Origin of the sequence: Rhodoblastus sp. (genome assembly GCF_052145335.1) — a bacterium.
Classification (GTDB): Bacteria; Pseudomonadota; Alphaproteobacteria; order Rhizobiales; family Beijerinckiaceae; genus Rhodoblastus.
This window is the reverse complement of the sequence record NZ_JBKQOU010000074.1, coordinates 1-23,263: the sequence shown is the minus strand read 5'-3', so window position 1 is coordinate 23,263 and position 23,263 is coordinate 1. Positions and strand designations below refer to the sequence as shown.

The window sequence follows — 23,263 nt, the reverse complement described above, 5'->3', positions numbered from 1 at the left end:
CGCAATTGTGCAAGGCGGCGACCGACATGCTGCTGGATCGCCACGGCATCTATATCCAGCCGATCAATTACCCGACCGTGCCGCGCGGCGCCGAGCGCCTGCGCATCACTCCGACCCCGCATCACGGTGACGCCCATATCGCCCATCTGGTGGAGTCGCTGGTCGATGTCTGGTCGGCCCTGCGCATTCCCTTCGTGCAGTCGAGCGACGTGGAATCGCCCTTCGCCAATGACGCGCATTGCACCTATCCGGCGATGAAACGCGCGGCGGAATAAAAAGATGCTCGTCACGCGCGCATGGAAGGTTTGACGATCGATGGACTTATTGCCGATTTTTGTGAGTCTTGCAGGCAAGCGCGTGGCTGTCATTGGCGGCGGGGTTGGCGCCGCGCGCAAAACCGAGAGCGCCTTGCGGGCTGGCGGCGCGGTTGCGGTTTACGCCGCTGCTCTGAGCGAGGAGTTTACACCGCTTTCGGGACGGTTCGAGCATATCGCCACCGGGCTTGACGCTGTGAGCTTTGAAGGCTTTGCGCTTTGCTATTTCGCGTCGGAAGCCGGCGAGGTCGATCCGGAGCTGTTGGCAAGGGCGCGGGCGGCGGGGGCTTTGGTCAATGTCGTGGACCGGCCAGAGCTTTGCGACTTTCTGACTCCCTCCGTGCTGGATCGCAGTCCGCTGGTCGTCGCCATTTCGACTGGCGGCGCCTCGCCGGTGCTCGGGCGAATGCTCAAAGCCAGGCTGGAGGCGATGATCCCGGCGGCCTACGGACGGCTGGCGGCGCTGGTCGCCGACATGCGCCGGCCATTGGCCGAAAAACTCGGCTCCAACGCGGCGCGGCTGCGCTTTTGGGAGCGAATTCTCGAGGGTCCGGTGGCGGAACTGGCGCTGGCGGGGGACGAGAGCGCGGCGCGCGCGGCGCTGACCCACGAAATCGCCGAAACAGCGGCGGACGGGTCCGTTTCGGGCGGCGCGGCGCGGGGCGAGGTCTATCTGGTCGGCGCCGGGCCGGGCGATCCCGATCTCCTGACTTTCCGCGCCTACCGCCTGATGCAAAAGGCCGACGTCGTTCTTTACGACCGTCTGGTCGACCCGGCCATCCTCGACAAGGTGCGCCGCGACGCCGAGCGCATTTATGTCGGCAAGAGGCGCAACGACCATTCCATGGCGCAGGAGGGTATTTCTGACCTGTTGGTGCGGCTGGCGCAAGAGGGCAAAAGGGTCTTGCGGCTCAAAGGCGGCGACCCGTTCATTTTCGGACGCGGTGGCGAGGAAATCGAAAAACTCGCCGAACATCGCATACCCTTCCAGGTCTGCCCTGGCGTGACGGCGGCGGCCGGCTGTTCGGCCTATGCCGGCATACCGCTCACCCATCGCGATTACGCCCAGTCCTGCGTGTTCGTCACCGGCCATGGCAAGGACGGGCCGATCGACCTTGACTGGACGACTTTGCTGCGCCCGCGCCAGACGGTGGCGATCTATATGGGTCTGGCGCATCTCGACGGCTTGATGCGGCAATTCGTCGAGCGCGGAGCCGACCCCGGCCTGGCCGTGGCGATCATCGAGAATGGCACCCGCGCGAGCCAGAAGACCGTCACGGGCTGCGTCGGCGACATCGCCATGAGGGCCCGGGCCGCCGGTCTGCGTGGTCCCACCATCATCATCGTAGGCGCTGTGGTCGCCCTGCGCGAAAAACTGAACTGGTACGCGCCCGAGCCGAGCGTGGACAACCTGGCGCGCGCCGCAGAGTGAAACAAAACGAGGGATCATGTACAACACCGACGATATTTATGCGGCGCTGAAAGGCGTCGAGGGACCGGATAGGGTGAAGTCCCTGGTGGAATCGGGAGCGGTTTCCGGGGTCAATATCCGCGACGGCAAAGTCTTCGTGACGATTGCCGTCGATCCCGATCGCGCGGCGGCCAGCGAGCCAATGCGGCTGGCGGCCGAAGCGGCTATCAAAGCCATTCCCGGGGTCGCCGTCGCCATGGTGGCGCTGACTTCCGAGCGTGGGCCGGAAGCGCGAGGCAATGGCTCAGGCCATGGCGCGCAAAGGCCGATGCCGAACGCTGAGCCCGAGAGGGGCGTCGGTCTCGAAAATATCTCCAAAATTGTCGCAGTAGCTTCGGGCAAAGGCGGCGTGGGGAAATCGACCACCGCGGCTAATCTCGCCATTGCCCTGGCGCGTCTGGGTCTGAGAACCGGTCTGCTCGACGCCGATATTTTCGGGCCGTCGCTGCCGCGCCTGTTCGGGATCAAGGAGAAGCCCGAACTTTCCGACGACGGCCGCTCGCTGGCTCCGCTGGAAAAATTCGGCGTCAAGTTGATGTCGATCGGCTTCCTGGTGGAGGACGACGCGGCCATCGTCTGGCGTGGGCCGATGGTCATGTCGGCAATCACCCAATTACTGCGCGAGGTGGCCTGGGGTCAGCTTGACGTTCTGGTTGTCGACATGCCGCCAGGAACCGGCGACGTGCAGCTGACCATGGCGCAGAACGCCTCTCTGGCCGGGGCGATCATCGTGTCGACGCCGCAGGACCTGGCGTTGATCGACGCGCGACGGGGAATCGCCATGTTTCAACAGGTTCGCGTGCCGATTCTCGGCCTGTTTGAAAACATGAGCTATTTCCTCTGCCCGCATTGCGGCGGACGGTCCGATATCTTCGCTCATGGCGGGGCTCGCGCGGAAGCGGACAAGTTCAAGGTTCCCTTCCTCGGCGAAGCGCCGCTCGACATCGCGATCCGCGAAGGCTCGGACCATGGCCTGCCGGTGATGGCGAGCGCGCCGGAGTCCAACCAGGCCAAGCCCTATCTGGCGCTGGCTGAACACGTCCGGGATGCGCTGGCGCAAGGCTCCAGGGAGGCTGGTCGCAAACCAAAAATCGTCATCGGCTAATGGCGTCCAAAGGTTTCAACGGAGTCGCGCTTTCTGTCGCACGGCTCCGTCGCCCTTGGAGAAGGAGAGCGGACGGGAGAATCAAATGGCATATGAATTCGAGGGCAAGGAAATCGAAAGCACCGCCACCGGTTATCTGGTCAATCCCGAGGATTGGAGCCGGGAACTGGCCGAGCATATCGCCAGTCTCGATGGCGTGACCCTTGGCCCGCGTCACTGGGATGTGATCGACTACTTGCGGGAGGAGTTTTTCGAAAACAACCAGAGCACGCCGAATACGCGCACCATCATCAAGGCCATGTCGGATAAATGGGGCGAAAGGGTCGAGCAAAAGACGCTTTACGACCTTTTTCCGCTCGATCCGTCGAAACAGGGCGGCAGGATCGCCGGGGTCGCCGAAAGCCGCCGCAAGGGCGGTTACTGAAACACTGGCCAATAACCTCTATTTGGAATATAGCATTCCGCGTCGCCCAAAATTGGCGGCGCGGAAGGTTTCCATGCGTCTGACCAGCTATTCCAATTACGCCCTGCGAATTTTGATGGTGGCGACCATGCGCCGGGGCGAGCTCGTTACCGTTCATGAGGTGGCGGAAAGCTTCGGCATTTCCAAGGCGCATCTGGTGAAATGCGTGCACCAACTCGGCCTCTGGGGCTATCTCGAAAATGTGCGCGGGCGCAATGGCGGCTTCCGGCTGGCCAAGGATCCCGCCAAGATCACGGTCGGTGAAATCATCCGCAAGACCGAGGATGAACTCGATCTGGTCGAATGTTTCGACGCGGTGACCAACACCTGCCCGCTGATCGGGATCTGCAAGCTGGGAAAATTGTTCAAACAAGCCTGCCGCGCCTTTCTCGACGTGCTCGATGGCGTGACCCTGGCCGATATTTCCTCCAATCGCCGCGAGGTGCTCGGCGCGCTCAACAAGGACTGGGTAAACCACAAGCCGAGCGCGCGCGCCGTCGGCTCGTAAAACTTTCGATAAGGCTTTCCAAAGGAGAAAATCGCGATGTTCGGTTGGTTTGGTTCGGGCGACAAGTTCAAGACACTTTCGCCTGGCGAAGTGCGCGACATGCTGCGCGAAAAGGACGGCGCCTATGTGCTCGTCGATGCGCGCGAAGACAATGAATGGGCGAGCGGGCGCATTCCCGGCGCCATTCACGTTCCGTTGTCGCGTTTCGTCCAGGCCGCCGCAAAAATCCCCAAGGACAAGCAAGTCATTTTTTACTGCCAATCGGGGATGCGCTCCAAGAGCGCCTTGAAGCTTGCCAAGGCGCAAGGACTATTGGCCAACGCGCATCTGGGCGGCGGCATATCCGAATGGCGGCGCTACGACATGCCAATTGCCCGCTGAATATCAGCCAGGCGCGGCGAATCAGGCCGCGCCTTGGCTGGCCGCCCAACGCTGGATCGCGTTGGCGTCGATGGCGCCAGCCTGACGTGCTATTTCGCGCCCGTCTTTAATCAGGATCAGCGTCGGAATGCTCCGGATCGCGAAACGTTGCGCCGTTTCCTGCAACTTCTCGGTATCGACCTTGAGACAGCGGACTCGGGTGTCCAGGTTTTTCGCCGCAGCGGCGAAGGCAGGCGACATCATCTTGCACGGACCGCACCATTCCGCCCAGAAATCGACCAGAAGCGGCAGGCTTGTTCTCGCGACGTGACGCGCGAAGGCGGCGTCATCTGGCGCTTCGATGGCGCCGCAAAACAATGGCGCTCCGCAAGCGCCGCAATCGGGACGCTTGCCTTCGGCCAGTTTGACTTTTTGCGCTCGATTGACTCCTCCGCATTGCGGACAAACGACGCGGACTTCCCCATCCTTCTCCATCGACTCTTTCCCCGTTTCGCCCGTCATTTGGGCCCGAGCGGCCGCCAGCGCAAGGGCCGCCAAGGCCGAAACGGCCTCTAAAAAACCATCGCCTTTCGCGCCGGATTGATCTGGATCAATTGTTCTATTTCATATATATGTTTTATTCACAGTACACCACAATTGCAGGGAGCAAAATCATGGCCACGATAGCCGCATTGATCTGGATCGTCCTTGGCTCGACGCTGGCGGGCATCGGGCTGACCATCGTCGTCGCCACACCGGCGCTGGCGGCGGAATCGATGAAATACATCCCCTGGGCGGCTCTGGCAGGCTTTGTCGCCGCTCTGCCGCTTTCGGTCGTCATCGCCCGGACGCTGCGCGGCAGCGCGCGCCACTAACATACGGATAATATGTATTTTTCTATTTGAAATCGAGTTCGAAGGTCCCCGCAATGAATGCCCATGAAAAGCCCCAGGCGATAAATGCGGGCGCGCTATACGCCATGGATAAGAAGGTTTATCCGCAGGCCGTCAGCGGTCGGTTTCGTCGCATCAAATGGGCCTTCATGGCGGTCGCCCTAGGGCTCTATTACTTGCTGCCCTTCGTGCGCTGGAGCCGCGGCGTCGGCGCTCCCGATCAGGCGGTTCTGGTCGACATTCCTCACCGCCGATTTTATTTCTTTTTTATCGAACTTTGGCCGCAGGAAGTCTACTACTTCACCGGTTTACTGATCCTCGCCGCTTTTACGCTGTTTCTCCTCAACGCTGTCGCCGGGCGGGTGTGGTGCGGCTACATGTGTCCGCAAACGGTGTGGACCGATCTGCTTTTCGCCATCGAGCGCTGGGTCGAGGGCGACCGGCGCGAGCGCATGCGCAAGGACAAGGAAAAATTGACGCTGAAACGTGTCTGGGAACTGGCGGCCAAGCATTCGCTGTGGCTCCTGGTCGCTTGGTGGACTGGCGGCGCATGGGTGCTTTATTTTTATGACGCGCCGACTCTCGTTCGCGAACTGGTGACGTTTCAAGCGGGTCCGACCGCCTATATCTGGATCGGCATTCTCACTTTGACCACCTATTCGCTCGCAGGTCACATGCGCGAGCAGGTTTGCGTCTATATGTGCCCCTGGCCGCGCATCCAGGCCGCGCTGACCGACGAATGGGCGCTCAACGTCACCTATCGCGGCGATCGCGGCGAACCGCGAGTCTCGGCGAAAAAGGCGGTGGCGCTGCGCCTGCAGGGCAAGCCCGCCGGCGATTGCATCGATTGCCGCCAATGCATCGCGGTCTGCCCGACCGGCGTCGATATTCGCCAAGGCTCGCAACTCGGCTGCATTCAATGCGGCCTGTGCATCGACGCCTGCGACCATGTCATGCGCGAGATCGGTCGCCCGACCGGCCTCATAGCCTATGACAACGACCTCAACGCCGTCCGCCGCAAGCAAGGCCTGCCGGATGTCTACAAGCTGGTTCGCCCCCGCACCGTGCTTTATGTCGCTCTGATCGTCCTGGTCGGCGGGATCATGACTTATGCCCTGGTCAACAAGAAATTTACCGGCGTCAATGTGCTGCACGACCGCAATCCGCTGGCGGTGCAAATGTCCGACGGCTCGACGCGCAACGGCTATACCGTGCGCCTGCTGAACAAATACGGCGACGCGCGGCGGTTCCGCCTGCATGTCGAAGGACTCGAGGGCGCGCGATTGCAGATCGCCGGCGAACCCGCCGCCGACCGGCCGGAAATAACCGTCGAGCCGGATCAGACCCTCGAATTGCGACTGCTGATCACCGCGCCTGCCGATGTCGCGCCGCTCGAGGCCAGGGATATTGTCGTTGTCGCCGAAGATGAAGAGACTGGTGTTTTCGCGCGCGCCAAGGATCATTTCTTCCCGAGGTGATTCCGCGACTCCCGGTCGCTTTTTTCGCTCGCGGGGACGATGGTGCTTATCTCCGTGGCGCTGGTTTATTTCGTTTCTCCGTGGTTCCTGCTAACCGCGATCGTCTTCAAGAAACTCGGGCTGAAATGAAGTTTCATGCTGAAACGCGCCGGCAGCAATAAATAGGAGCCCGTTCCTGTGGCCGTGGGTCAAAAAACGAGTCCCCTTCGACTTCGGTATTGATATTTTCAAATACGAATGTGAATATGCTTTCTGCCGGCGTCCGCAGGAGAAAAACCCGATCAAAAAAGCGCCGGACAGGGAGAGAAACAATGAGATTTAGCCAATCAGCGATGGTCGCGATCGCGTTCGGATTAGGTTTGGCCGTCATTACGGATGCTGCGTGGGCCGTCGAAGCCTCGGGAAATTTCAGGAGGCCGAATGGCGACGAGGCGAAAGTCTCCGTAAGCGGCGGCAAGCTTTATTGCAAGATCACCTCCGGAAAACAGGCCGGATTCGAAATGTGTCATGGCATGGAAAAAACCGGCGCCGACACTTGGCAGGGCGCCAATATGAAACATCCGTCGATGCCGAGCGTGATGACGTTCAACGGCACGGTAACCGTCAGCGCCTCGGGTCTGTCGATCAAAGGTTGCGCTGTCGGTCAGTCTATGTGCGATTCCGAAAACTGGACCCGCAACTGATACTTACCCCGTCAGTGGCCCAACAAGATCCTTATCCACGACGAAATCGAAGCAATAATTGCCAGCTGCGGCGTTTCTGCCGCGTCACACATAAGAGCGCTTCGACGTAAACAGGTTCCTGGAGCTGTCCTAAAATAACCAGCGGGGTGTTTGCGTCGAATAGCTACGCCACCTATCTCCGAAACGCTTCGCCAAATGAAACTCCTCGCTCACCAGCGGCAGGCCGGCGACCTGCAAGGCGATCAGATGGCCGTCGGCCAGTTCTGTCAGGCAGGTGTGAGCAGAGATGATGGCGACGCCCAGTCCAGCTATGACGATTGCTTGATCGTTTCATTGGCGCCCATTTCGATGACGTTGAAGGAACGTCCGCCGACAATGCGTTCGAGAAAGCGCTCCATCAGCGTGCGCGTGCCCGAACCCTGTTCGCGCGCCAGAAAACGCTCGGCGAGCAAATTCTCGGCGAGAATGTCGTTATCGCCCGCCAACCGGTGGTCGGGCGGCGCGATCAGCACGTACGGATGATCGCCGAGCGTGGCGCTTTCGGCATGGATATGGGCGGGCGGCTTTAGATATTCGAAACGACACTTGCGAATTTTTAAATATGTTTTTCATGCAAAGCGCGTCACTCTATCCCTCAGGCAGCCAGAAGAGCCGGCCGGGAGGAATGAAAAATGACCAGCACAGATGCGCCGGCGATTCACGCTGGAGGAAAGAGCCTTGCGTCATATCTCGAAATCTGGCGCGCGGCGCATCCGGGCCGTGAATCTCTCGCTGGCGTTGTAACCGCCGTGGCCGAAGCGGGCGCGGCAATCGCCCACATCATCCTGCGCGGCCCTCTGATGGGAGCGATGGGCGTGGAGATCGGGCAGGCCAACGTCGACGGCGACAAGCAGCGCCGGCTCGACATGCTGGCCGACGGCGCGATGGTTTCCGCCTTGCGGCGAAGTTCGACCGCCTATTACGCATCGGAAGAGGAAGAGTCGATTTTGACTCTCCACGCCGGCGGCGAACTGGCGGTGGCGGTCGATCCGCTCGACGGATCTTCGAATATCGACGCCAATATTTCGATCGGCACGATTTTTTCAGTATTTCCAGCCTCGCCCGCCGGCGCGACGGCTTCGTTTTTTCGTCCCGGCTCGGAACAGCTCGCCGCAGGCTATATTATTTACGGACCGCATACGGCGCTGCTGTTCACTTTGGGCGAAGGCGTCGCGCATTTCGTCCTCGATCCAGAAAGCAACGAATTCCGACTGATCGCGGAAGGTCTCAGGATCCAGCCCTCGACACGCGAATACGCCATCAACGCCTCCAATTACCGTCATTGGACCCCGCCGATCCGTACGTTCATGGACGATTGCGTCGCTGGCGCGGGCGGCCCCCGCGGCAAGGATTTCAACATGCGCTGGGTGGCTTCGCTGGTCGCTGAAACCCATCGCATATTCATGCGCGGCGGGGTGTTTCTTTATCCCGGCGACCAGCGCCCTGGTTATGAACATGGCCGGCTGCGCCTGCTCTATGAAGCCAATCCGATCGCCTTGCTCGTGGAGCAGGCCGGCGGCGCCGCCACCGACGGCTATGGGCGCATCCTCGATCGCACGGCTTCGGCCCTGCACCAGCGCACGGCTCTGATCTTCGGCTCATCCGAGAAGGTCGCGCGCATCACCTCCTATTTTACCGATTCCACTTTTGAACGCGCCCGTTCGCCACTGTTTGGCGAACGCGGCCTGTTTCACGCCTGAGGCCGCCATGTCAGTCAAACATCCCATCATTTCCGTCATCGGCTCCTCGGGCGCGGGCACGAGCACGGTCAAATTCACTTTCGACCAGATCTTTCGTCGTGAAGGATTCGTCGCGCCGTCGATCGAGGGCGACGCCTTCCATCGGTACAACCGCGCCGACATGAAGGCCGAAACGGCGCGACGTCGCGAGGCTGGCGACCAGACTTTCAGTCATTTCTCGACGGACGCCAATCTACTCTCGGAACTGGAAAGCTCCATGCGCAGCTATAGCGAGACCGGGAAATGCAGGTCGCGCACCTATGTTCATGACGAATACGAGGCCGAAGTTCATGGAACGCCGCCTGGCTATTTCACCGACTGGCGCGAGATCGGCGAGGGTTCCGACCTGTTGTTTTACGAGGGCCTGCACGGTGCGGTGAAAGCCGACGGCATCAATATCGCCGGTTATCCCGATCTCAAGATCGGCGTCGTCCCCGTCATCAACCTCGAATGGATTCAGAAAATCCACCGCGACCGTTCTTCGCGCGGCTACACGACCGAGGCGGTTACCGATGTGATTTTGCGCAGGATGCACGCCTATGTGCACGTCATCTGTCCGCAATTCACCCAGACCGACATCAATTTCCAGCGCGTGCCGGTGGTGGACACGTCCAATCCCTTCATCGCGCGCTGGATCCCTACCGCCGGCGAATCCCTGGTGGTCATTCGCTTCCGCGATCCCAAAGGCATCGACTTTCCCTATCTGGTGTCGATGATTCACAACAGCTGGATGACCCGCGCCAATTCCATCGTCATCCCCGGCGACAAGCTCGATATCGCCATGCAACTCATCCTTACGCCGATGATCCTGCGGCTGGTCGAACGCGGCCGCCGGTCGAAGTGAGCCGCGGGAATTGAGCAATAACGAAAAAGGACTCCTGAAATGAGTGAAGCCCTGCTTGCCCAACGCGCCGCTAACCAGGCCGTCCCCTTCCGCGACATGGCCAACGCCATTCGCGCTTTGGCGATGGATTCGGTGGAAAAGGCCAAATCAGGCCATCCCGGAATGCCGATGGGCATGGCCGATGTCGCGACCGTGCTTTTCGCCGAATATATGAACATCGATCCGGCCGATCCGGCCTGGCCCGACCGCGACCGTTTCGTGCTGTCCGCCGGTCACGGCTCGATGCTGCAATACGCCCTGCATTATCTGCTCGGCTATGAGGACATGCCGATCGAGCAATTGCAGCAGTTCCGCCAGCTGGGCGCGAAAACCGCCGGCCATCCGGAATATGGCCACGCGCTCGGCATCGAGACCACCACCGGCCCGCTCGGGCAGGGAATCGCCACCGCCGTGGGCATGGCGCTCGCCGAGCGGATGATGAATGCGCGCCATGGCGACGATCTGGTCGATCACTACACCTATGTCATCGCCGGCGACGGCTGCCTGATGGAAGGCATTTCGCACGAAGCCATCGACATGGCCGGGCATCTGAAACTCGGCAAGCTGGTCGTGCTGTGGGACGACAACCATATTTCCATCGACGGCTCGACCGATCTCTCGACCTCGACCGACCAGTTGCGCCGGTTCGAGGCGGCGGGCTGGAACGTGGCGCGCGTCGACGGCCATAATGAAGGCGATATTTCCGAAGCCATCGCCCGGGCGCGGACGCACGGCGACAAGCCCTGGCTGATCGCCTGCCGCACCACCATCGGTTTCGGCGCCCCGACCCGCGCCGGCACTTCCAAGGCCCATGGCGAGGCGCTCGGACCGGAAGAGATTGCCGGCGCCCGTGAAAAACTCGGCTGGCCTTACCCGCCCTTCGTCGTGCCGCAGCCGATCCTCAGCGAATGGCGCAAGGTTTCCGCGCGGGGCGCGCAAGCCCATGCCCAGTGGAAAACCCGGCTCGCCGCCTCGTCCAAAGGCCCGTCATTCAAGGACCAGGTCTTCGGCGACGCGTCGAAGGAAATCGACGCGGCCCTGACCGAGCTGAAGGCGAAGCAATTCGTCGAAAAGCCGAAGATCGCCACCCGAAAAGCTTCTGAAATCGCCCTGACCGCGATCAACGGCGCTTGCGACGTGACTGTCGGCGGCTCGGCGGACCTCACCCATTCCAATCTGACCATCACCAAGGGGATGGAGCCCGTGCGGCCCGGCGCCTATGGCGGCCGCTACATCCATTACGGCGTCCGCGAACATATCATGGGCGCGGCGATGAACGGCATCGCCCTGCACGGCGGCTTCATTCCCTACGGCGGCACTTTCCTGGTGTTCTCCGACTATGCGCGCGGCGCCATCCGGCTTTCCGCCTTGATGGGCCAGCGGGTCATTTATGTGCTGACCCACGATTCCATCGGGCTCGGCGAGGACGGTCCGACCCATCAGCCGGTCGAACATCTGGCGGCGTTGTGGTGATGCCGAACTTGCTGGTGTTCCGTCCCGCCGACGCGATCGAGACGACGGAATGCTGGCAGGCGGCGCTGGCTGCAACCTCGGCGCCCTCGGTCCTCGCCTTGAGCCGCCAAGCGCTTCCCGCCTTGCGGGTAAATGCCGGCGACGAAAATCTCTCGGCCAAGGGCGCCTATGTCTTGCGCGAGGCGGAAGGCGAACGGGACGTGACCCTGCTCGCCACCGGCTCGGAAGTCGAACTCACCGTCGCCGCCGCCGAAATGCTGGCGCGGGAAGGCGTCAAGGCCGCCGTGGTGTCGATGCCCTGCTGGGAATTGTTCGAGCGCCAGAACGACGATTATCGCCGCTCTGTGCTGGGTTCGGCGCCCCGCGTGGCTGTCGAGGCCGCCTTGCGCTTCGGCTGGGATCGCTGGATCGGCGACAACGGCGCCTTCGTCGGCATGCATGGCTTCGGCGCCTCCGCTCCGGCGGGCGACCTTTACAAGCATTTTGGCGTCACGACCGACGCCGTCGTCGCCCAAGCCAAAAAAATGATCGCAAAAAACTGATCAAGTGAGGAGACGCCAATGGCCCGGATCACGCTTCGACAATTGCTCGACCATGCCGCCGAACGCAGCTACGGCGTTCCTGCCTTCAACGTCAACAATATGGAGCAGGCGCTCGCCATCATGGAGGCCGCGCGCGCCGTCAACGCGCCGGTCATCATCCAGGCCAGCCGCGGCGCCCGCGCCTATGCCGGCGACATCATGTTCGCCAAAATGATGGAGGCCCTGGAACTGATGTATCCGGAAATTCCGCTCTGTATCCATCAGGACCATGGCGAGCGCGTCGCGACCTGCCTGTCCGCGATCCAGAACGGCTTCACCTCGGTGATGATGGACGGCTCGCTCAAGGAAGACGGCAAGACCCCGGCGGATTACGGCTATAACGCCGCCATCACCTCCGAAGTGACGCGGCTCGCCCATATGGTCGGCGCCTCGGTCGAAGGCGAGCTGGGCTGCCTCGGTTCGCTGGAAACCGGCCACGGCGAGGCCGAAGACGGCCATGGTTTCGAGGGCAGGCTCGACCGCTCCAGCCTGCTGACAGACCCCGACGAGGCGCAGCGCTTCGTCATGGCGACCAAAGTGGACGCCCTGGCGGTCGCCATCGGCACTTCGCACGGCGCCTACAAATTCACCCGCAAGCCGACCAGCGACGTACTGGCGATGGACGTGATCGAGAAGATCCACGCCAGGTTGCCGAACACCCATATCGTCATGCACGGCTCTTCCTCGGTGCCAGAAGAATACCGCAACCTGTTCAACGAAAACGGCGGCGAAATGCGCGAGACCTATGGCGTGCCGGTCGAGGAGATCGTGCGCGGCATCCGGCATGGCGTGCGGAAAATCAACATCGACACCGACCTGCGGCTCGCGGCCGTCGCGGAATTCCGCCGCGTCGCCAACAAGCACAAGTCGGAATTCGATCCGCGCAAGTTCCTGAAGCCGGCGATGGACGCGATGGGCAAGGTCTGCCGCGAACGGTTCGAGGCCTTCGGCTGCGCCGGTCAGGCGGCGCTCATCAAGGTCAAGCCGATGAGCGAGATGGCTCGGGCTTACGCCAGCGGCGCGCTCGATCCGGCGATCGAGGTTCAGTCGGCGGCTTGAGCCGCCGATTATTGCCGACCTCGTGAGAGCAATGCGTCCTCGAGACGCCACGGGGACGCTTGTCTCCACTTCGCAAACCGCCGTTCCATGAGGATGGCGTCAAAAAGGAAGACGAAAATGGACCAGTCAGATCGTTACGCCAATCTCAAGCTCAAGGAAGCCGACCTGATCGCGGGCGGCAAGCATGTCCTCTGCGCCTATATCATGAAGCCCAAGCCGGGGTTTGGAACCTATCTCCAGGCGGCCGCGCATTTTGCGGCCGAATCCTCGACCGGCACCAATGTCGAAGTCTCCACCACCGACGATTTCACGCGAGGAGTCGACGCCCTTGTCTATGAAATCGATGAAACCCGGGAGATCACGAAGATCGCCTATCCGGTCGCCTTGTTCGACCGCAACATCATCGATGGCCGCGCGATGATCGCCTCCTTCCTGACGCTGACCATCGGCAACAACCAGGGCATGGGCGACATTGAATATGGCAAGATGCACGATTTTTACGTGCCGCCGGCCTATCTGAAGCTGTTCGACGGTCCATCGACCACAATCAAGGATCTGTGGCGCGTGCTCGGCCGCCCTGTGGTGGACGGCGGCTTCATCGTCGGCACCATCATCAAGCCGAAGCTCGGCCTGCGCCCGAAACCCTTCGCCGACGCTTGCTACGATTTCTGGATGGGCGGCGACTTCATCAAGAACGACGAGCCACAGGGCAACCAGACTTTCGCGCCGTTCAAGGAAACGGTCCGCCTGGTCAATGACGCCATGGCCCGAGCCCAGGACAAGACCGGCCAAGCCAAGCTGTTCTCGTTCAACATCACCGCCGACGACCATTACGAAATGGTGGCGCGCGGCGAATATATCCTCGAAACCTTCGGGCCCAACGCCGACCATGTCGCCTTCCTGGTCGACGGCTATGTCGCGGGCCCGGCGGCGGTCACCACCGCGCGCCGCCGTTTCCCCAAGCAATATCTGCACTATCATCGCGCTGGCCACGGCGCCGTAACCTCGCCGCAGTCGAAGCGCGGCTATAGCGCCTTCGTCCTGTCGAAAATGGCGCGGCTGCAGGGCGCTTCGGGCATCCACACCGGCACGATGGGGTTCGGCAAGATGGAAGGCGAAGCCGCCGACAAGGCCATGGCCTATATGATCACCGACGATAGCGCCAGCGGCCCGTTCTATCATCAGGAATGGCTGGGCATGAACCCTACCACCCCGATCATTTCGGGCGGCATGAACGCCCTGCGCATGCCGGGCTTCTTCACCAACCTCGGCCATTCCAACCTGATCATGACCGCTGGCGGCGGCGCCTTCGGCCATATCGACGGCGGCGCGGCGGGCGCCCTGTCGCTGCGTCAGGCCGAACAATGCTGGAAGGCCGACGCCGATCCGGTGGAATTCGCCAGGGACCACCGCGAATTTGCCCGCGCCTTCGAGAGTTTTCCCCATGACGCCGACCAGCTCTTCCCGGGTTGGCGCGGCAAGCTCGGCCAGGCCGCTGCGTAAAGGCAAGAGAACGGCCGCCGCCCTTTAGCCGTCATTGCGAGGAGCAAAGCGACGAAGCAATCCAGAAGCCACGAACCGAGTCTGGATTGCTTCGCTCCGCTCGCAATGACGGACGGAGACAACGGCGCCAACAGTCATCAAAGGACCAGCCCGATGAAACCCTTCGACCGCTCCATCAAGATCGCGCCCTCGATCCTTTCCGCCGATTTCGCCAATTTCGGCGCCGAATGCCGCGCCATCGAGGCGCAGGGCGCGGATTGGGTCCATGTCGACGTGATGGACGGCCATTTCGTGCCCAACATCACCTTCGGCCCCGCCACCTGCGCCGCGATCCGCAAGCACATCAGGGGCGTGATGGACGTTCACCTGATGATCGCGCCCGCCGATCCTTATATCGAGGCTTTCGTGAAGTCCGGCGCCGACATCGTCACAGTCCACGCCGAGGCTGGCGCGCATCTCGACCGCTCGCTGCAACTGGTGCGCTCGTTCGGCGCCAAGGCCGGCGTCTCGCTCAATCCCTCGACCCCGGCGAGCGCGCTCGAATTCGTGCTCAACCGCATCGATCTCGTGCTGGTCATGACGGTCAATCCAGGCTTTGGCGGCCAAAGCTTCATCGACAGCCAGATCGAGAAGGTGGGGCAGTTGCGCGCCATGATCGGCGACCGACCGATTCATATCGAAATCGACGGCGGGATCACCCCGGAAACTGCGCCGCTGGTCGCCGCCGTTGGCGCCGACGTCCTGGTCGCCGGTTCGGCCGTGTTCAAGGGCGGTTCGGTCGAAACGCCGGAAGTCTATGGCCGCAACATCGCCGCCATCCGCGCTGCGGCGGAAGCGGCGCGGCAGAAATTCGCCGCGTGATTGCTTTCGACGTCAGCTGTCGTCGAAATCCGGGCCGCCGCGCAGCACGACATAGATCGCGGGAATGACCAGAACGGTCAGCGCGGTCGACGAGGCGAGGCCGAACAGCAGCGAAATCGCCAGACCCTGAAAGATCGGATCGGACAGGATCACCGCCGCGCCGATCATCGCCGCCAAGGCCGTGAGCAGGATCGGCTTGAAGCGGATCGACCCGGCTTCGATCAGCACTTCGCGCAAACCCTTGGCGCGGTCCGAATGGCGCACGAAATCGACCAGCAGGATCGAATTGCGCACGATGATGCCGGCCAGCGCGATAAAGCCGATCATCGACGTCGCGGTGAAGGCGGCATGAAACAGCCAATGGCCAAACATGATGCCGATGAAGGTCAGCGGGATCGGCGTCAGGATCACCAGAGGCAGCTTGAACGATTTGAACTGCGCCACGACCAGAATGTAGATCCCGACCAGCGCCGCTCCAAAAGCCGCGCCCATGTCGCGGAACGTCACCCAGGTCACTTCCCATTCGCCGTCCCACAAGAGCGAGACTTTCGACTCGTCGAGCGGTTGGCCGTGCAGCAGGACCTGCGGTTTGGGCGCGTCCGCGGTCCATTCCATCTTCTCCAGAGCCGCGTCCACCGCCATCTGGCCATAGAGCGGGGCCTCGAAGGCGCCCGCGAGTTCCGCCTGCACCATTTCCGCCGCGCGTCCGTTGTGGCGGAAGATCGGGAAGGAGGAAAGCTCGTCCGAGACATGGACGACATCGCCGAGCTCGACAATGGTGCGATTGCCCGGCAGGCTGTTGGCGGGGACCGGCGTGGTCAGGATCGGCTCGTTGAGCAGGCGCTGGTTTTTCGCCAAAGCGAGGCGGATCGGCAGGGGCTGGCGCCCGCCGCCGCGATGCGAATAGCCGACCACGTCCTGGCCATAGAGCCGTCGCAAGGTGTCGAACACGTCGCTTTGCTGCACGCCGAAGAAATCGAGCGAATCCTGGTCGATCTCGATGCGCTTGCGCGGCGCCTGCACGCCATAGGAATCGTCGATGTCGACGATGAAGGGCGCGCTTTCGAAAGCCTTGCGCACGCGCGCCGCGACGGCGCGGCGGGTCGCCGCGTCGGGTCCGTAGATTTCCGCCAGCAAGGTTGAGAGAACCGGCGGGCCTGGCGGCGGCTCGACCACTTTGAGCGAAGCGCGCGCCGGCGCGTCGATCCCTTCGAGGCGCTTGCGGATTTCCAGCGCGATTTCGTGGCTGGTTCGGCTGCGGTCGTTCTTGTTGGCGAGATTGATTTGCACGTCGCCCATTTCCGGAGCGTTGCGCATGTAATAGTGACGCACCAGACCGTTGAAATTGAACGGCGCCGCCGTGCCGGCATAGGTCTGGAAGCTGACGATTTCGGGAATGTCCTTGATCCGCTCCACCGCGTCGCGCAACACGCGGTCAGTGGTCTCGACCGAAGAGCCTCGCGGCAGATCGGCGACGATCGCCAGTTCCGCCTTGTTGTCGAAGGGCAGCAGTTTGACCGTCACCAGCTTGAAGGCGAACAGGCTGAGGGAGGCCAGAGTGGCGATTCCCACCGCGATCAGGAAGCGCCAGGCCGAGCGTCTGGTCCGCAAAACCGGCGCCGCGGCGATGCGATAAAGGCCACCGAGCTTGCCGCCTTCTCGGCCGTCCGCGTGATGCAAGGGCGCCTTGCCGGCGATTTTCACCATCAGCCAAGGCGTCAGGATCACCGCGACGAAAAAGGAGAACACCATCGCGGCCGAGGCGACGGACGGAATCGGGCTCATGTAGGGACCCATCAACCCCGACACGAACAACATCGGCAACAGCGCCGCCACCACGGTCAAGGTGGCGACAATGGTCGGATTGCCTACCTCGGCCACGCCGTCGATCGCCGCTTTTACGCGCGTGCGTCCGTCACGCATCGCCCAATGGCGGGCGATATTCTCGATCACCACGATGGCGTCGTCGACCAATATGCCGATGGAGAAGATCAGCGCGAACAGGCTGACGCGGTTGAGCGTATAGCCCATGATCCTCGCCGCGAACAAGGTGAGCAGGATGGTGGCGGGAATGACGATGGCGACGACGATCGCCTCGCGCCAGCCGATGGCGAAAGCGACCAGCAGCACGATCGAGACCGTCGCCAGTCCGAGGTGGAACAATAGTTCGTTGGCCTTTTCATTGGCCGTCTCACCGTAATTGCGCGTCACCTGCACGTCGATGTCGGCGGGAACGATGCCATTCTTCAACGTCGCCAGTTGCGCGACGATATGTTCGGAAATGACCACGGCATTGGCGCCGGCGCGCTTGGCGATCGCAACCGACACCGCCGGCGCTGCGGCCAGGGCGCCGTCCGTCCCCTTGGCCAGATGCGCGACGCGGGATTCATTGGGCTCTTCAACCAGGACGACTTTGGCGACATCGCGCAGATAGACCGGGCGATTGTCGCGCGTGGTCAAAAGCAGATTGTCGATTTCCGGCAGGGTCTGCAGGGTGCGGCCGGCGATCGACTGGATTTGCAGGCCGCCGTCGCGGATCAGCCCCGCCTGAAAGGCGGTGTTGGCGCCCTGCACCTTGGCGGCGAGTTGCTGCAGTGTCACTCCATAGCGCGCCATGGCTTCCGGGTCTGGCTCGATGCGGATTTCGTCAGGCTGGTCGCCGACCAGATAGGTCAGGCCGACATCCTGCAATTTGGCGAGTTCCGTGCGCAATTCATGCGCCACGGCGGTCAGCTTGTCGGCGCTCCAGCGCGAGGCGGCCTCTGGCTTGGGCGTCAGTGTCAGGACAACGATGGCCACGTCGTCGATGCCGCGGCCGACGATCAGCGGCTCGGGAATGCCGGCGGGAATTTTGTCGAGATTGGCGCGGACCTTGTCATGGACGCGCAGGATCGCCGCATCGGTGGACGTGCCGACAAGGAAACGTACGGTGACCACGGTCTGGTCGTCGTAGGTTTTGGAATAGACATGCTCGACGTCGTTGATGCCCTTGACGATGGCTTCAAGCGGCTCGGTGACGAGCTTGACCGCGTCTTCGGCCTTCAACCCGTTGGCCGACGCGATAATGTCGACCATGGGCACAGCGATCTGCGGCTCTTCCTCGCGCGGCAGGGTCACGAGCGCGATCAGGCCCAGCGCCAGCGCGGCGATGAGCAGAAGCGGGGTCAGCGGTGAATTGATGAAGGCGCGCGTGAGGAACCCGGCGACGCCGAGGCTTTTGACTTTTTCGTCATTCATGGGACCAGCACCTTGTCGCCGTCCCGAAGGCCGCTCAGGACCTCAACCTTGTCACGCTCCGCGGAATCGGCGAAAACCACGGCCACGTCGAGATCGCCTTCCGGCCGCACGACGCGCACGTAATCGACGCCGGCGCGCGTCGTCACTGCGGCGCGTGGAACCAAGAGGACGTCGCGCCGGCCGACGGGCGCGAAAATCTGCACCCGTTCGCCAATGAAATAATCGCCGAGACTATCCATTTCGGCGTCGGCGATGACGCGGCCATTGTCGATTTCCGGATAGATCTTGACGATGCGGCCCTTGTGCTGGGCGTCGCCGGACGCGCCGCCAAGGTCGAGGCCGCGCGGCGCGAGCGCCACCGGCGCTCCCAATTGCAGCAAGGCGGCGTGGCGCTCCGGAAGGCTGAGCCGCAAATAAAGCGTTCCGGCGGCGATGCGGGCTATGCTTTCGCCGGGCAGCACCACCGCGCCGGGAATGGCCGACATGGTCAGGACCTGGCCGTCCTTGGGCGACAGAACCGCGCCTTCGGACATCTGCTGCGAAACCAGCGCGCGCTGCGAGCGCATCGATTCCACCTGATGGGCGAGAACATCGACATTGGTCTTGGCCTGATCATAGGCCGCCTTGGTGGTGAAGCCGCGCGGAAGGAGATCGGCCGCGCGCTGGAAGGCGACATTGGCGTTGTCGAGCTGCGAGGACAGCGCACTGAGCTGGCCGTCGAGCGCCTGCGCCTGCAGCGCCAGTTTCTGGTCGGCCACCACCGCAATGACGTCGCCGGCCTTGACCTGTGCCCCCTCGTCGACCGAACGGCTGACGATGGTGCCGCCGATGCGCGTGCGGGCGGGCGCGACATCACGGCTCTCGACCTGGCCGAACATCGCCTTGATGTCGGGAACGCTCTGCCGGGCGACGATGAATTCCCCGGCCCCCGCCGCCGACGAGGCCAAGGCCGCAAGCAGCGCCGCTTGGCGAAGGACACGGCCAAGGCGGGAAAAACGGGTCGAATTGCGCATGGCTCGGCTCGAATGAGAGGTCGATGATTTACATATATTCGGATATATGCAAATTATGAGATATGGATGTCAAGCGTTTCAACCTGGCGGCCGAGGAAGCGAGCGAATTCATCAAATCGCTCGCCAATCCGGTGCGTCTGCGCATCCTCTGTGCCCTGACGGCGCAGGAATGTTCGGTGACCATGCTTGCCGAAGCCGCGGGGGCCCCGATGTCGACGATTTCCCGCCACCTCGCCTTGCTGCGCAAGGATCGCATCGTAAAGACTCGGCGCGAGAGCCAGACCATCTTCTATTCGCTCGCTGACGCCCATGTCGGCAAGCTGATCGGCTTTTTGGCGGAAACGTTTTGCCCTACCGCTGCCCCCGCCCGGAGGAGGAAAAAATTATGACGCTGACCCGGCCCCTGAAAAAAGGATTCAAGGACATGTTGGCCGAGGCCAACGCCGTTATCGAAGCGATTTCCGTTCATGCGGCGCTGGATTTGCTCGGCGACGCGAATGTGCTGTTCGTCGATGTGCGCGAGGCGCATGAATACGCTGCAGGCATGGTCCCCGGCTCGTTCCATGCGCCACGCGGCTTTCTCGAATTCCTCGCCGATCCTGAATGCCCCATGCACAAGCCGGAGCTCGCGCGGGCCACGAAAATCATTCTTTTTTGCGCCACGGGAGGACGCTCGACCCTGGCGGCCAAGACCCTGATCGATATGGGCTATTCCAACGTGTTCAATCTCCTTGGCGGCGTGGCCGCGTGGAAGGCCGCCAACGGCCCCCTGACAACCGCCAATCAGCAGGCCTAGCCCGCCTGGATGCCCGCTTGCGGCGCCTCTCCTGCTAGGCTGGCGGCAGAGCGTTTCGAAGACATTTCCGATCGTCTCTTATCGGTGGATTTAGCAGCCGTCTGGCTACAAGATAAGCGGAGGGCAATGACAAGAATGTCGGCGCCGATTGCAAGAGTTTCAACAAAGAAACCCTGATGAACGCGGTCGAGAAAAACATTCTTCGCGATCGACGCGCGCATAAATTGCGAGGCGATCTCGGTCTCGCCCAAGGAAAAGACCGTCCAGCATCGCAATGTCGCGACGGGCGAGGTGACGACCGAATCCTATGACAAACGGGTCACCCGCGACCTGGAAGCCCGGCTGCTGCAATACGCCAGGGAGCAGAAGCCGAGCCTGTGGATCAAGGCGCAACCGGCCTTCGTCGGCGCGCAGGGCAAGACGGTAATGGATCCGGACTTCGACATCGACGACGGCGGTTTGCCGCATGAGAAGCTCGTGATTCCTCGTTGAGCGGCAACGACGGCGGCAGGTAAATGTCCGCGGTGTTTCGGTCGGCTACCGAGCCGCTAATTTCCGCGCCAGAATCGCCTCGAGCTTTTTCAACAGTTCCGGATCCCAGGCGTCGCGCGCCGTCACCAGGGCGTAATCCAGCGCGCGGTCGGAGCCGATAGGACAGGGCTGGTGTTCGGCTGGGAAATCCGCCATCAGCCGCGCCAGCAGAAGCGAGGCTTTTTCCGCGTTGGAGCGCACCACCGACAAAATGTCGTGCACCTCGACCGCCGCCATGTCGTCGCGCCAGCAATCGTAATCGGTGACCATCGCCAGCGTCGCGTAGGACATTTCCGCCTCGCGCGCGAGCTTGGCTTCGGGCAGGCCGGTCATGCCGATGACGTGGCATCCGGCGGCCTTGTAGCCAAGCGATTCGGCGCGGGAGGAAAATTGCGGCCCCTCCATGCAGACATAGGTTCCGCCCTTGACGATATCGATTCCCTCGGCGTGGGCGGCGGCGACGATGCGCTGCTGCAGCAAGGGCGCGACCGGATGGGCCATCGAGACATGGGCGACGCAGCCATTGCCGAAAAACGAGGTTTCCCTCCCGAATGTGCGGTCGATGAACTGGTCCACTGCGACGAACAGGCCAGGCGGCAGCTCCTCGCGGAATGAACCGCAGGCCGAGACGGAAATGATGTCGGTGACGCCGGCGCGTTTCAGCGCGTCGATATTGGCGCGATAATTGATGCCGGAGGGGGAGAGCCGATGGCCGCGCCCGTGCCGGGGCAGGAACACCGCTTCCGTGCCGTTGATGCGGCCAAAACGCAATATATCGGAAGGCTCGCCCCAGGGCGTCGCCACCGCCTGTTCCTTGACGTCCTCAAGACCGGGCAGGTCATAGACGCCGGAACCGCCGATAATGCCGAGCAGCGCTTTGGTCATGAGAGAAGATTCCTCTTTAGCGTTTTCAAGCGAAGTGGATTCCGGTTCGCGTAAAGAACCGAGGGGCCGCCTTAGCCAATCCGTGTAACAACAAAAAACCCCGAGGTTTTTCTGATCCGGTGCAGTCGATCGGAAAAGTCTCGGACGGCAAATTGGCGCAAGCTGCGCGGCCGGGCAAGTTGTTTGCGAGCAAAAAAAACCGGACGCCGAAGCGTCCGGTCGAACCGCAAAGCGGGCTCAGTTTTTCCACGCGTCACGGAATGGGGAGGACACCCGCTCGCTTTGTGGAGTGACATCTTTATGCTGCAGTGCACTGTCAGCGACAATCTGTCGTTGCGCGGGGCTGGTATGCATTTTAGCATAGCTTGCCCGGATGAGGTCCGCTTGCCGCGCCGCGGGGAAGACGGCAGATTCCAGCTTTGAACCGGAGGCGAGGGGAAAATGGATGTCGTGGCGTTCGAAGATTTTATGCCGGGCGAAACCCGCGCCTATGGCGACTATATTTTCAGTGCGCCGGAAATGGTCGCTTTCGCTTCCCAATACGATCCGCAGCCTTTCCACCTCGAGGATGAGGCGGGGAAAAGAAGCATTTTGGGCGGTTTGACGGCTTCGGGTTGGCAAACCTGCTCGGCGCTGATGCGGATGAACGTCGATCACTGGCTGATGAAATCCACCTGCCTGGCGGGAATAGGCATCGAAGAGAACCGCTGGCTCGCGCCGGTGCGCCCTGGCGACCGGCTTTCCGCCGTAACGCAAACTCTGGAAAAGATCGAGCTTCGCTCGCGCCCGGATGCGGGAATCGTCAAATTTGGCACATCGCTGTGCAATCAGGACGGCGTCGAAGTCCTGCGGCAACAGAGCGCCACCCTGTTCGGGCGCCGCGAAAAACTGGCGCCCGGCGCCCCTATCTCCGCGGTGTCGAAAAAGCCGCCGTCGCCTGCGCTTCCGGAGCGCATCGACGATCCGCCGGCTGCCATGCCGGTCCATTACGCGCGCACGCGCGTTGGCGCCTATGCCGAACTGGGCGAGACCTTGTTCACGCCCGAGTTCATCCGCAGCTATGCGGAAAAATACGACCCGGCGCCGTTCCATCTCGATGAGGAGGCGGGCAGCGCGCATCTGCTCGGCGCCATGTCAGCGGCGGGCTTGCAGACAGCCTCGTGCTGGATGCATCATTTCGTCGAATTTCGCCGCAAGATCGAGGGCGCCGAGGTCGCCAGCCGCGCCTCGCCCGGGTTTTCCGGTCTTTTGTGGCGGCAGCCCGTGCTGGTCGGCGACCGCATCCGTTTTTCCACCCAGGTAGTGGCCAAGCGGCCGACCTCCAAACCCGGTCGCGGCCTGATCACCAGCCGCAATGGCGGCGTCAACCAGCGCGGCCAGACCGTGAT

Annotated in this window: 24 protein-coding genes and 1 pseudogene; 19 read left to right on the top strand and 6 right to left on the bottom strand. The window is 62.1% G+C overall.

Annotated features, from left to right (window positions below):
- The 6 genes from ACLP2E_RS05395 to ACLP2E_RS05370 form a co-directional block, all read left to right on the top strand.
- The coding region (locus ACLP2E_RS05395) for an aminotransferase class I/II-fold pyridoxal phosphate-dependent enzyme (protein ID WP_442463269.1) at positions 1-275 on the top strand (275 nt) is incomplete at its 5' end.
- 40 nt (positions 276-315) lie between these two features.
- Positions 316-1,746 (top strand): siroheme synthase CysG, encoded by a 1,431-nt coding sequence (gene cysG / locus ACLP2E_RS05390; RefSeq protein WP_442465354.1) that lies wholly within the window; start codon positions 316-318, stop codon positions 1,744-1,746.
- 16 nt (positions 1,747-1,762) lie between these two features.
- Positions 1,763-2,890, top strand: coding sequence for an Mrp/NBP35 family ATP-binding protein (locus tag ACLP2E_RS05385; RefSeq protein ID WP_442463267.1), 1,128 nt, complete (start codon positions 1,763-1,765; stop codon positions 2,888-2,890).
- 85 nt (positions 2,891-2,975) lie between these two features.
- On the top strand, positions 2,976-3,314 hold the full coding sequence (locus ACLP2E_RS05380) for a TusE/DsrC/DsvC family sulfur relay protein (protein WP_442463266.1): 339 nt from the start codon (positions 2,976-2,978) through the stop codon (positions 3,312-3,314).
- 73 nt (positions 3,315-3,387) lie between these two features.
- On the top strand, positions 3,388-3,861 hold the full coding sequence (locus tag ACLP2E_RS05375; protein ID WP_442463265.1) for an RrF2 family transcriptional regulator: 474 nt from the start codon (positions 3,388-3,390) through the stop codon (positions 3,859-3,861).
- 36 nt (positions 3,862-3,897) lie between these two features.
- The gene (locus ACLP2E_RS05370; protein WP_442463264.1) at positions 3,898-4,242 is read left to right on the top strand and encodes a rhodanese-like domain-containing protein; all 345 of its coding nucleotides are present in this window, start codon (positions 3,898-3,900) and stop codon (positions 4,240-4,242) included.
- A 21-nt stretch (positions 4,243-4,263) separates the two neighbouring features.
- On the opposite strand, the gene trxA is transcribed toward ACLP2E_RS05370, so the two are convergent.
- Positions 4,264-4,716 carry a thioredoxin gene (gene trxA, locus ACLP2E_RS05365; protein WP_442465353.1) on the bottom strand — a complete coding sequence of 151 codons (453 nt, stop codon included), beginning with the start codon at positions 4,714-4,716 and terminating at the stop codon, positions 4,264-4,266.
- 179 nt (positions 4,717-4,895) lie between these two features.
- Between trxA and ACLP2E_RS05360 the strand changes: the two genes are divergently transcribed.
- The 3 genes from ACLP2E_RS05360 to ACLP2E_RS05350 all read left to right on the top strand — a co-directional run bounded on the left by ACLP2E_RS05360 (position 4,896) and on the right by ACLP2E_RS05350 (position 7,275).
- Complete coding sequence (locus ACLP2E_RS05360; RefSeq protein WP_442463262.1) at positions 4,896-5,096, top strand: hypothetical protein; 201 nt, start codon at positions 4,896-4,898, stop codon at positions 5,094-5,096.
- A 53-nt stretch (positions 5,097-5,149) separates the two neighbouring features.
- A complete protein-coding gene (gene ccoG / locus ACLP2E_RS05355) occupies positions 5,150-6,592 on the top strand; it encodes a cytochrome c oxidase accessory protein CcoG (RefSeq protein ID WP_442465352.1) in 1,443 nt (480 codons plus the stop codon).
- A 245-nt stretch (positions 6,593-6,837) separates the two neighbouring features.
- Entirely contained in the window at positions 6,838-7,275 is a 438-nt protein-coding gene (locus ACLP2E_RS05350) for a hypothetical protein (protein WP_442463323.1), read from the top strand.
- A gap of 308 nt (positions 7,276-7,583) precedes the next feature.
- Here the strand turns inward: ACLP2E_RS05350 and ACLP2E_RS05345 are convergent, their stop codons facing one another.
- Entirely contained in the window at positions 7,584-7,826 is a 243-nt protein-coding gene (locus ACLP2E_RS05345) for a LysR substrate-binding domain-containing protein (RefSeq protein ID WP_442465355.1), read from the bottom strand.
- Positions 7,827-7,946: 120 nt separating this feature from the next.
- Here ACLP2E_RS05345 and ACLP2E_RS05340 point away from each other — a divergent pair, with 120 nt between their 5' ends.
- From ACLP2E_RS05340 to rpe, 6 genes and pseudogenes are all read left to right on the top strand, one after another.
- Positions 7,947-9,014, top strand: coding sequence for a class 1 fructose-bisphosphatase (locus ACLP2E_RS05340; RefSeq protein WP_442464123.1), 1,068 nt, complete (start codon positions 7,947-7,949; stop codon positions 9,012-9,014).
- 7 nt (positions 9,015-9,021) lie between these two features.
- The gene (locus ACLP2E_RS05335; protein ID WP_442464124.1) at positions 9,022-9,897 is read left to right on the top strand and encodes a phosphoribulokinase; all 876 of its coding nucleotides are present in this window, start codon (positions 9,022-9,024) and stop codon (positions 9,895-9,897) included.
- A gap of 39 nt (positions 9,898-9,936) precedes the next feature.
- Positions 9,937-11,951: pseudogene (tkt, locus tag ACLP2E_RS05330) on the top strand (transketolase).
- Between the two features lie 18 nt (positions 11,952-11,969).
- On the top strand, positions 11,970-13,049 hold the full coding sequence (fba, locus tag ACLP2E_RS05325; RefSeq protein WP_442464126.1) for a class II fructose-bisphosphate aldolase: 1,080 nt from the start codon (positions 11,970-11,972) through the stop codon (positions 13,047-13,049).
- A gap of 117 nt (positions 13,050-13,166) precedes the next feature.
- The gene (locus ACLP2E_RS05320; protein WP_442464127.1) at positions 13,167-14,552 is read left to right on the top strand and encodes a ribulose-bisphosphate carboxylase; all 1,386 of its coding nucleotides are present in this window, start codon (positions 13,167-13,169) and stop codon (positions 14,550-14,552) included.
- Between the two features lie 153 nt (positions 14,553-14,705).
- Positions 14,706-15,413, top strand: a complete 708-nt coding sequence (gene rpe, locus ACLP2E_RS05315; protein ID WP_442465351.1) for a ribulose-phosphate 3-epimerase — start codon at positions 14,706-14,708, stop codon at positions 15,411-15,413.
- Between the two features lie 12 nt (positions 15,414-15,425).
- On the opposite strand, the gene ACLP2E_RS05310 is transcribed toward rpe, so the two are convergent.
- The gene (locus ACLP2E_RS05310) at positions 15,426-18,650 is read right to left on the bottom strand and encodes an efflux RND transporter permease subunit (protein ID WP_442465350.1); all 3,225 of its coding nucleotides are present in this window, start codon (positions 18,648-18,650) and stop codon (positions 15,426-15,428) included.
- The gene (locus ACLP2E_RS05305) at positions 18,647-19,663 is read right to left on the bottom strand and encodes an efflux RND transporter periplasmic adaptor subunit (protein ID WP_442463978.1); all 1,017 of its coding nucleotides are present in this window, start codon (positions 19,661-19,663) and stop codon (positions 18,647-18,649) included. Before ACLP2E_RS05305 ends, ACLP2E_RS05310 begins: the two co-directional genes overlap by 4 nt.
- A gap of 62 nt (positions 19,664-19,725) precedes the next feature.
- On the opposite strand from ACLP2E_RS05305, the gene ACLP2E_RS05300 reads away from it, so the two are divergent.
- Together ACLP2E_RS05300 and ACLP2E_RS05295 are read left to right on the top strand one after the other, a co-directional pair.
- Positions 19,726-20,052, top strand: coding sequence for an ArsR/SmtB family transcription factor (locus ACLP2E_RS05300; protein ID WP_442463979.1), 327 nt, complete (start codon positions 19,726-19,728; stop codon positions 20,050-20,052).
- The gene (locus ACLP2E_RS05295; protein WP_442463980.1) at positions 20,049-20,459 is read left to right on the top strand and encodes a rhodanese-like domain-containing protein; all 411 of its coding nucleotides are present in this window, start codon (positions 20,049-20,051) and stop codon (positions 20,457-20,459) included. The genes ACLP2E_RS05300 and ACLP2E_RS05295 overlap by 4 nt, the downstream gene beginning before the upstream one ends.
- On the opposite strand, the gene ACLP2E_RS05290 is transcribed toward ACLP2E_RS05295, so the two are convergent.
- Positions 20,456-20,710 carry a hypothetical protein gene (locus ACLP2E_RS05290; protein WP_442463981.1) on the bottom strand — a complete coding sequence of 85 codons (255 nt, stop codon included), beginning with the start codon at positions 20,708-20,710 and terminating at the stop codon, positions 20,456-20,458. The genes ACLP2E_RS05295 and ACLP2E_RS05290 overlap by 4 nt on opposite strands.
- A gap of 40 nt (positions 20,711-20,750) precedes the next feature.
- Between ACLP2E_RS05290 and ACLP2E_RS05285 the strand changes: the two genes are divergently transcribed.
- Entirely contained in the window at positions 20,751-20,951 is a 201-nt protein-coding gene (locus tag ACLP2E_RS05285; protein WP_442465349.1) for a hypothetical protein, read from the top strand.
- Positions 20,952-20,996: 45 nt separating this feature from the next.
- Here ACLP2E_RS05285 and ACLP2E_RS05280 read toward each other — a convergent pair whose 3' ends face one another.
- Positions 20,997-21,875, bottom strand: coding sequence for an S-methyl-5'-thioadenosine phosphorylase (locus ACLP2E_RS05280; protein ID WP_442463983.1), 879 nt, complete (start codon positions 21,873-21,875; stop codon positions 20,997-20,999).
- Between the two features lie 441 nt (positions 21,876-22,316).
- Here ACLP2E_RS05280 and ACLP2E_RS05275 point away from each other — a divergent pair.
- Positions 22,317-23,263, top strand: a 947-nt coding sequence (locus tag ACLP2E_RS05275; protein WP_442465348.1) for a MaoC/PaaZ C-terminal domain-containing protein, incomplete at its 3' end; no start/stop codon positions are given.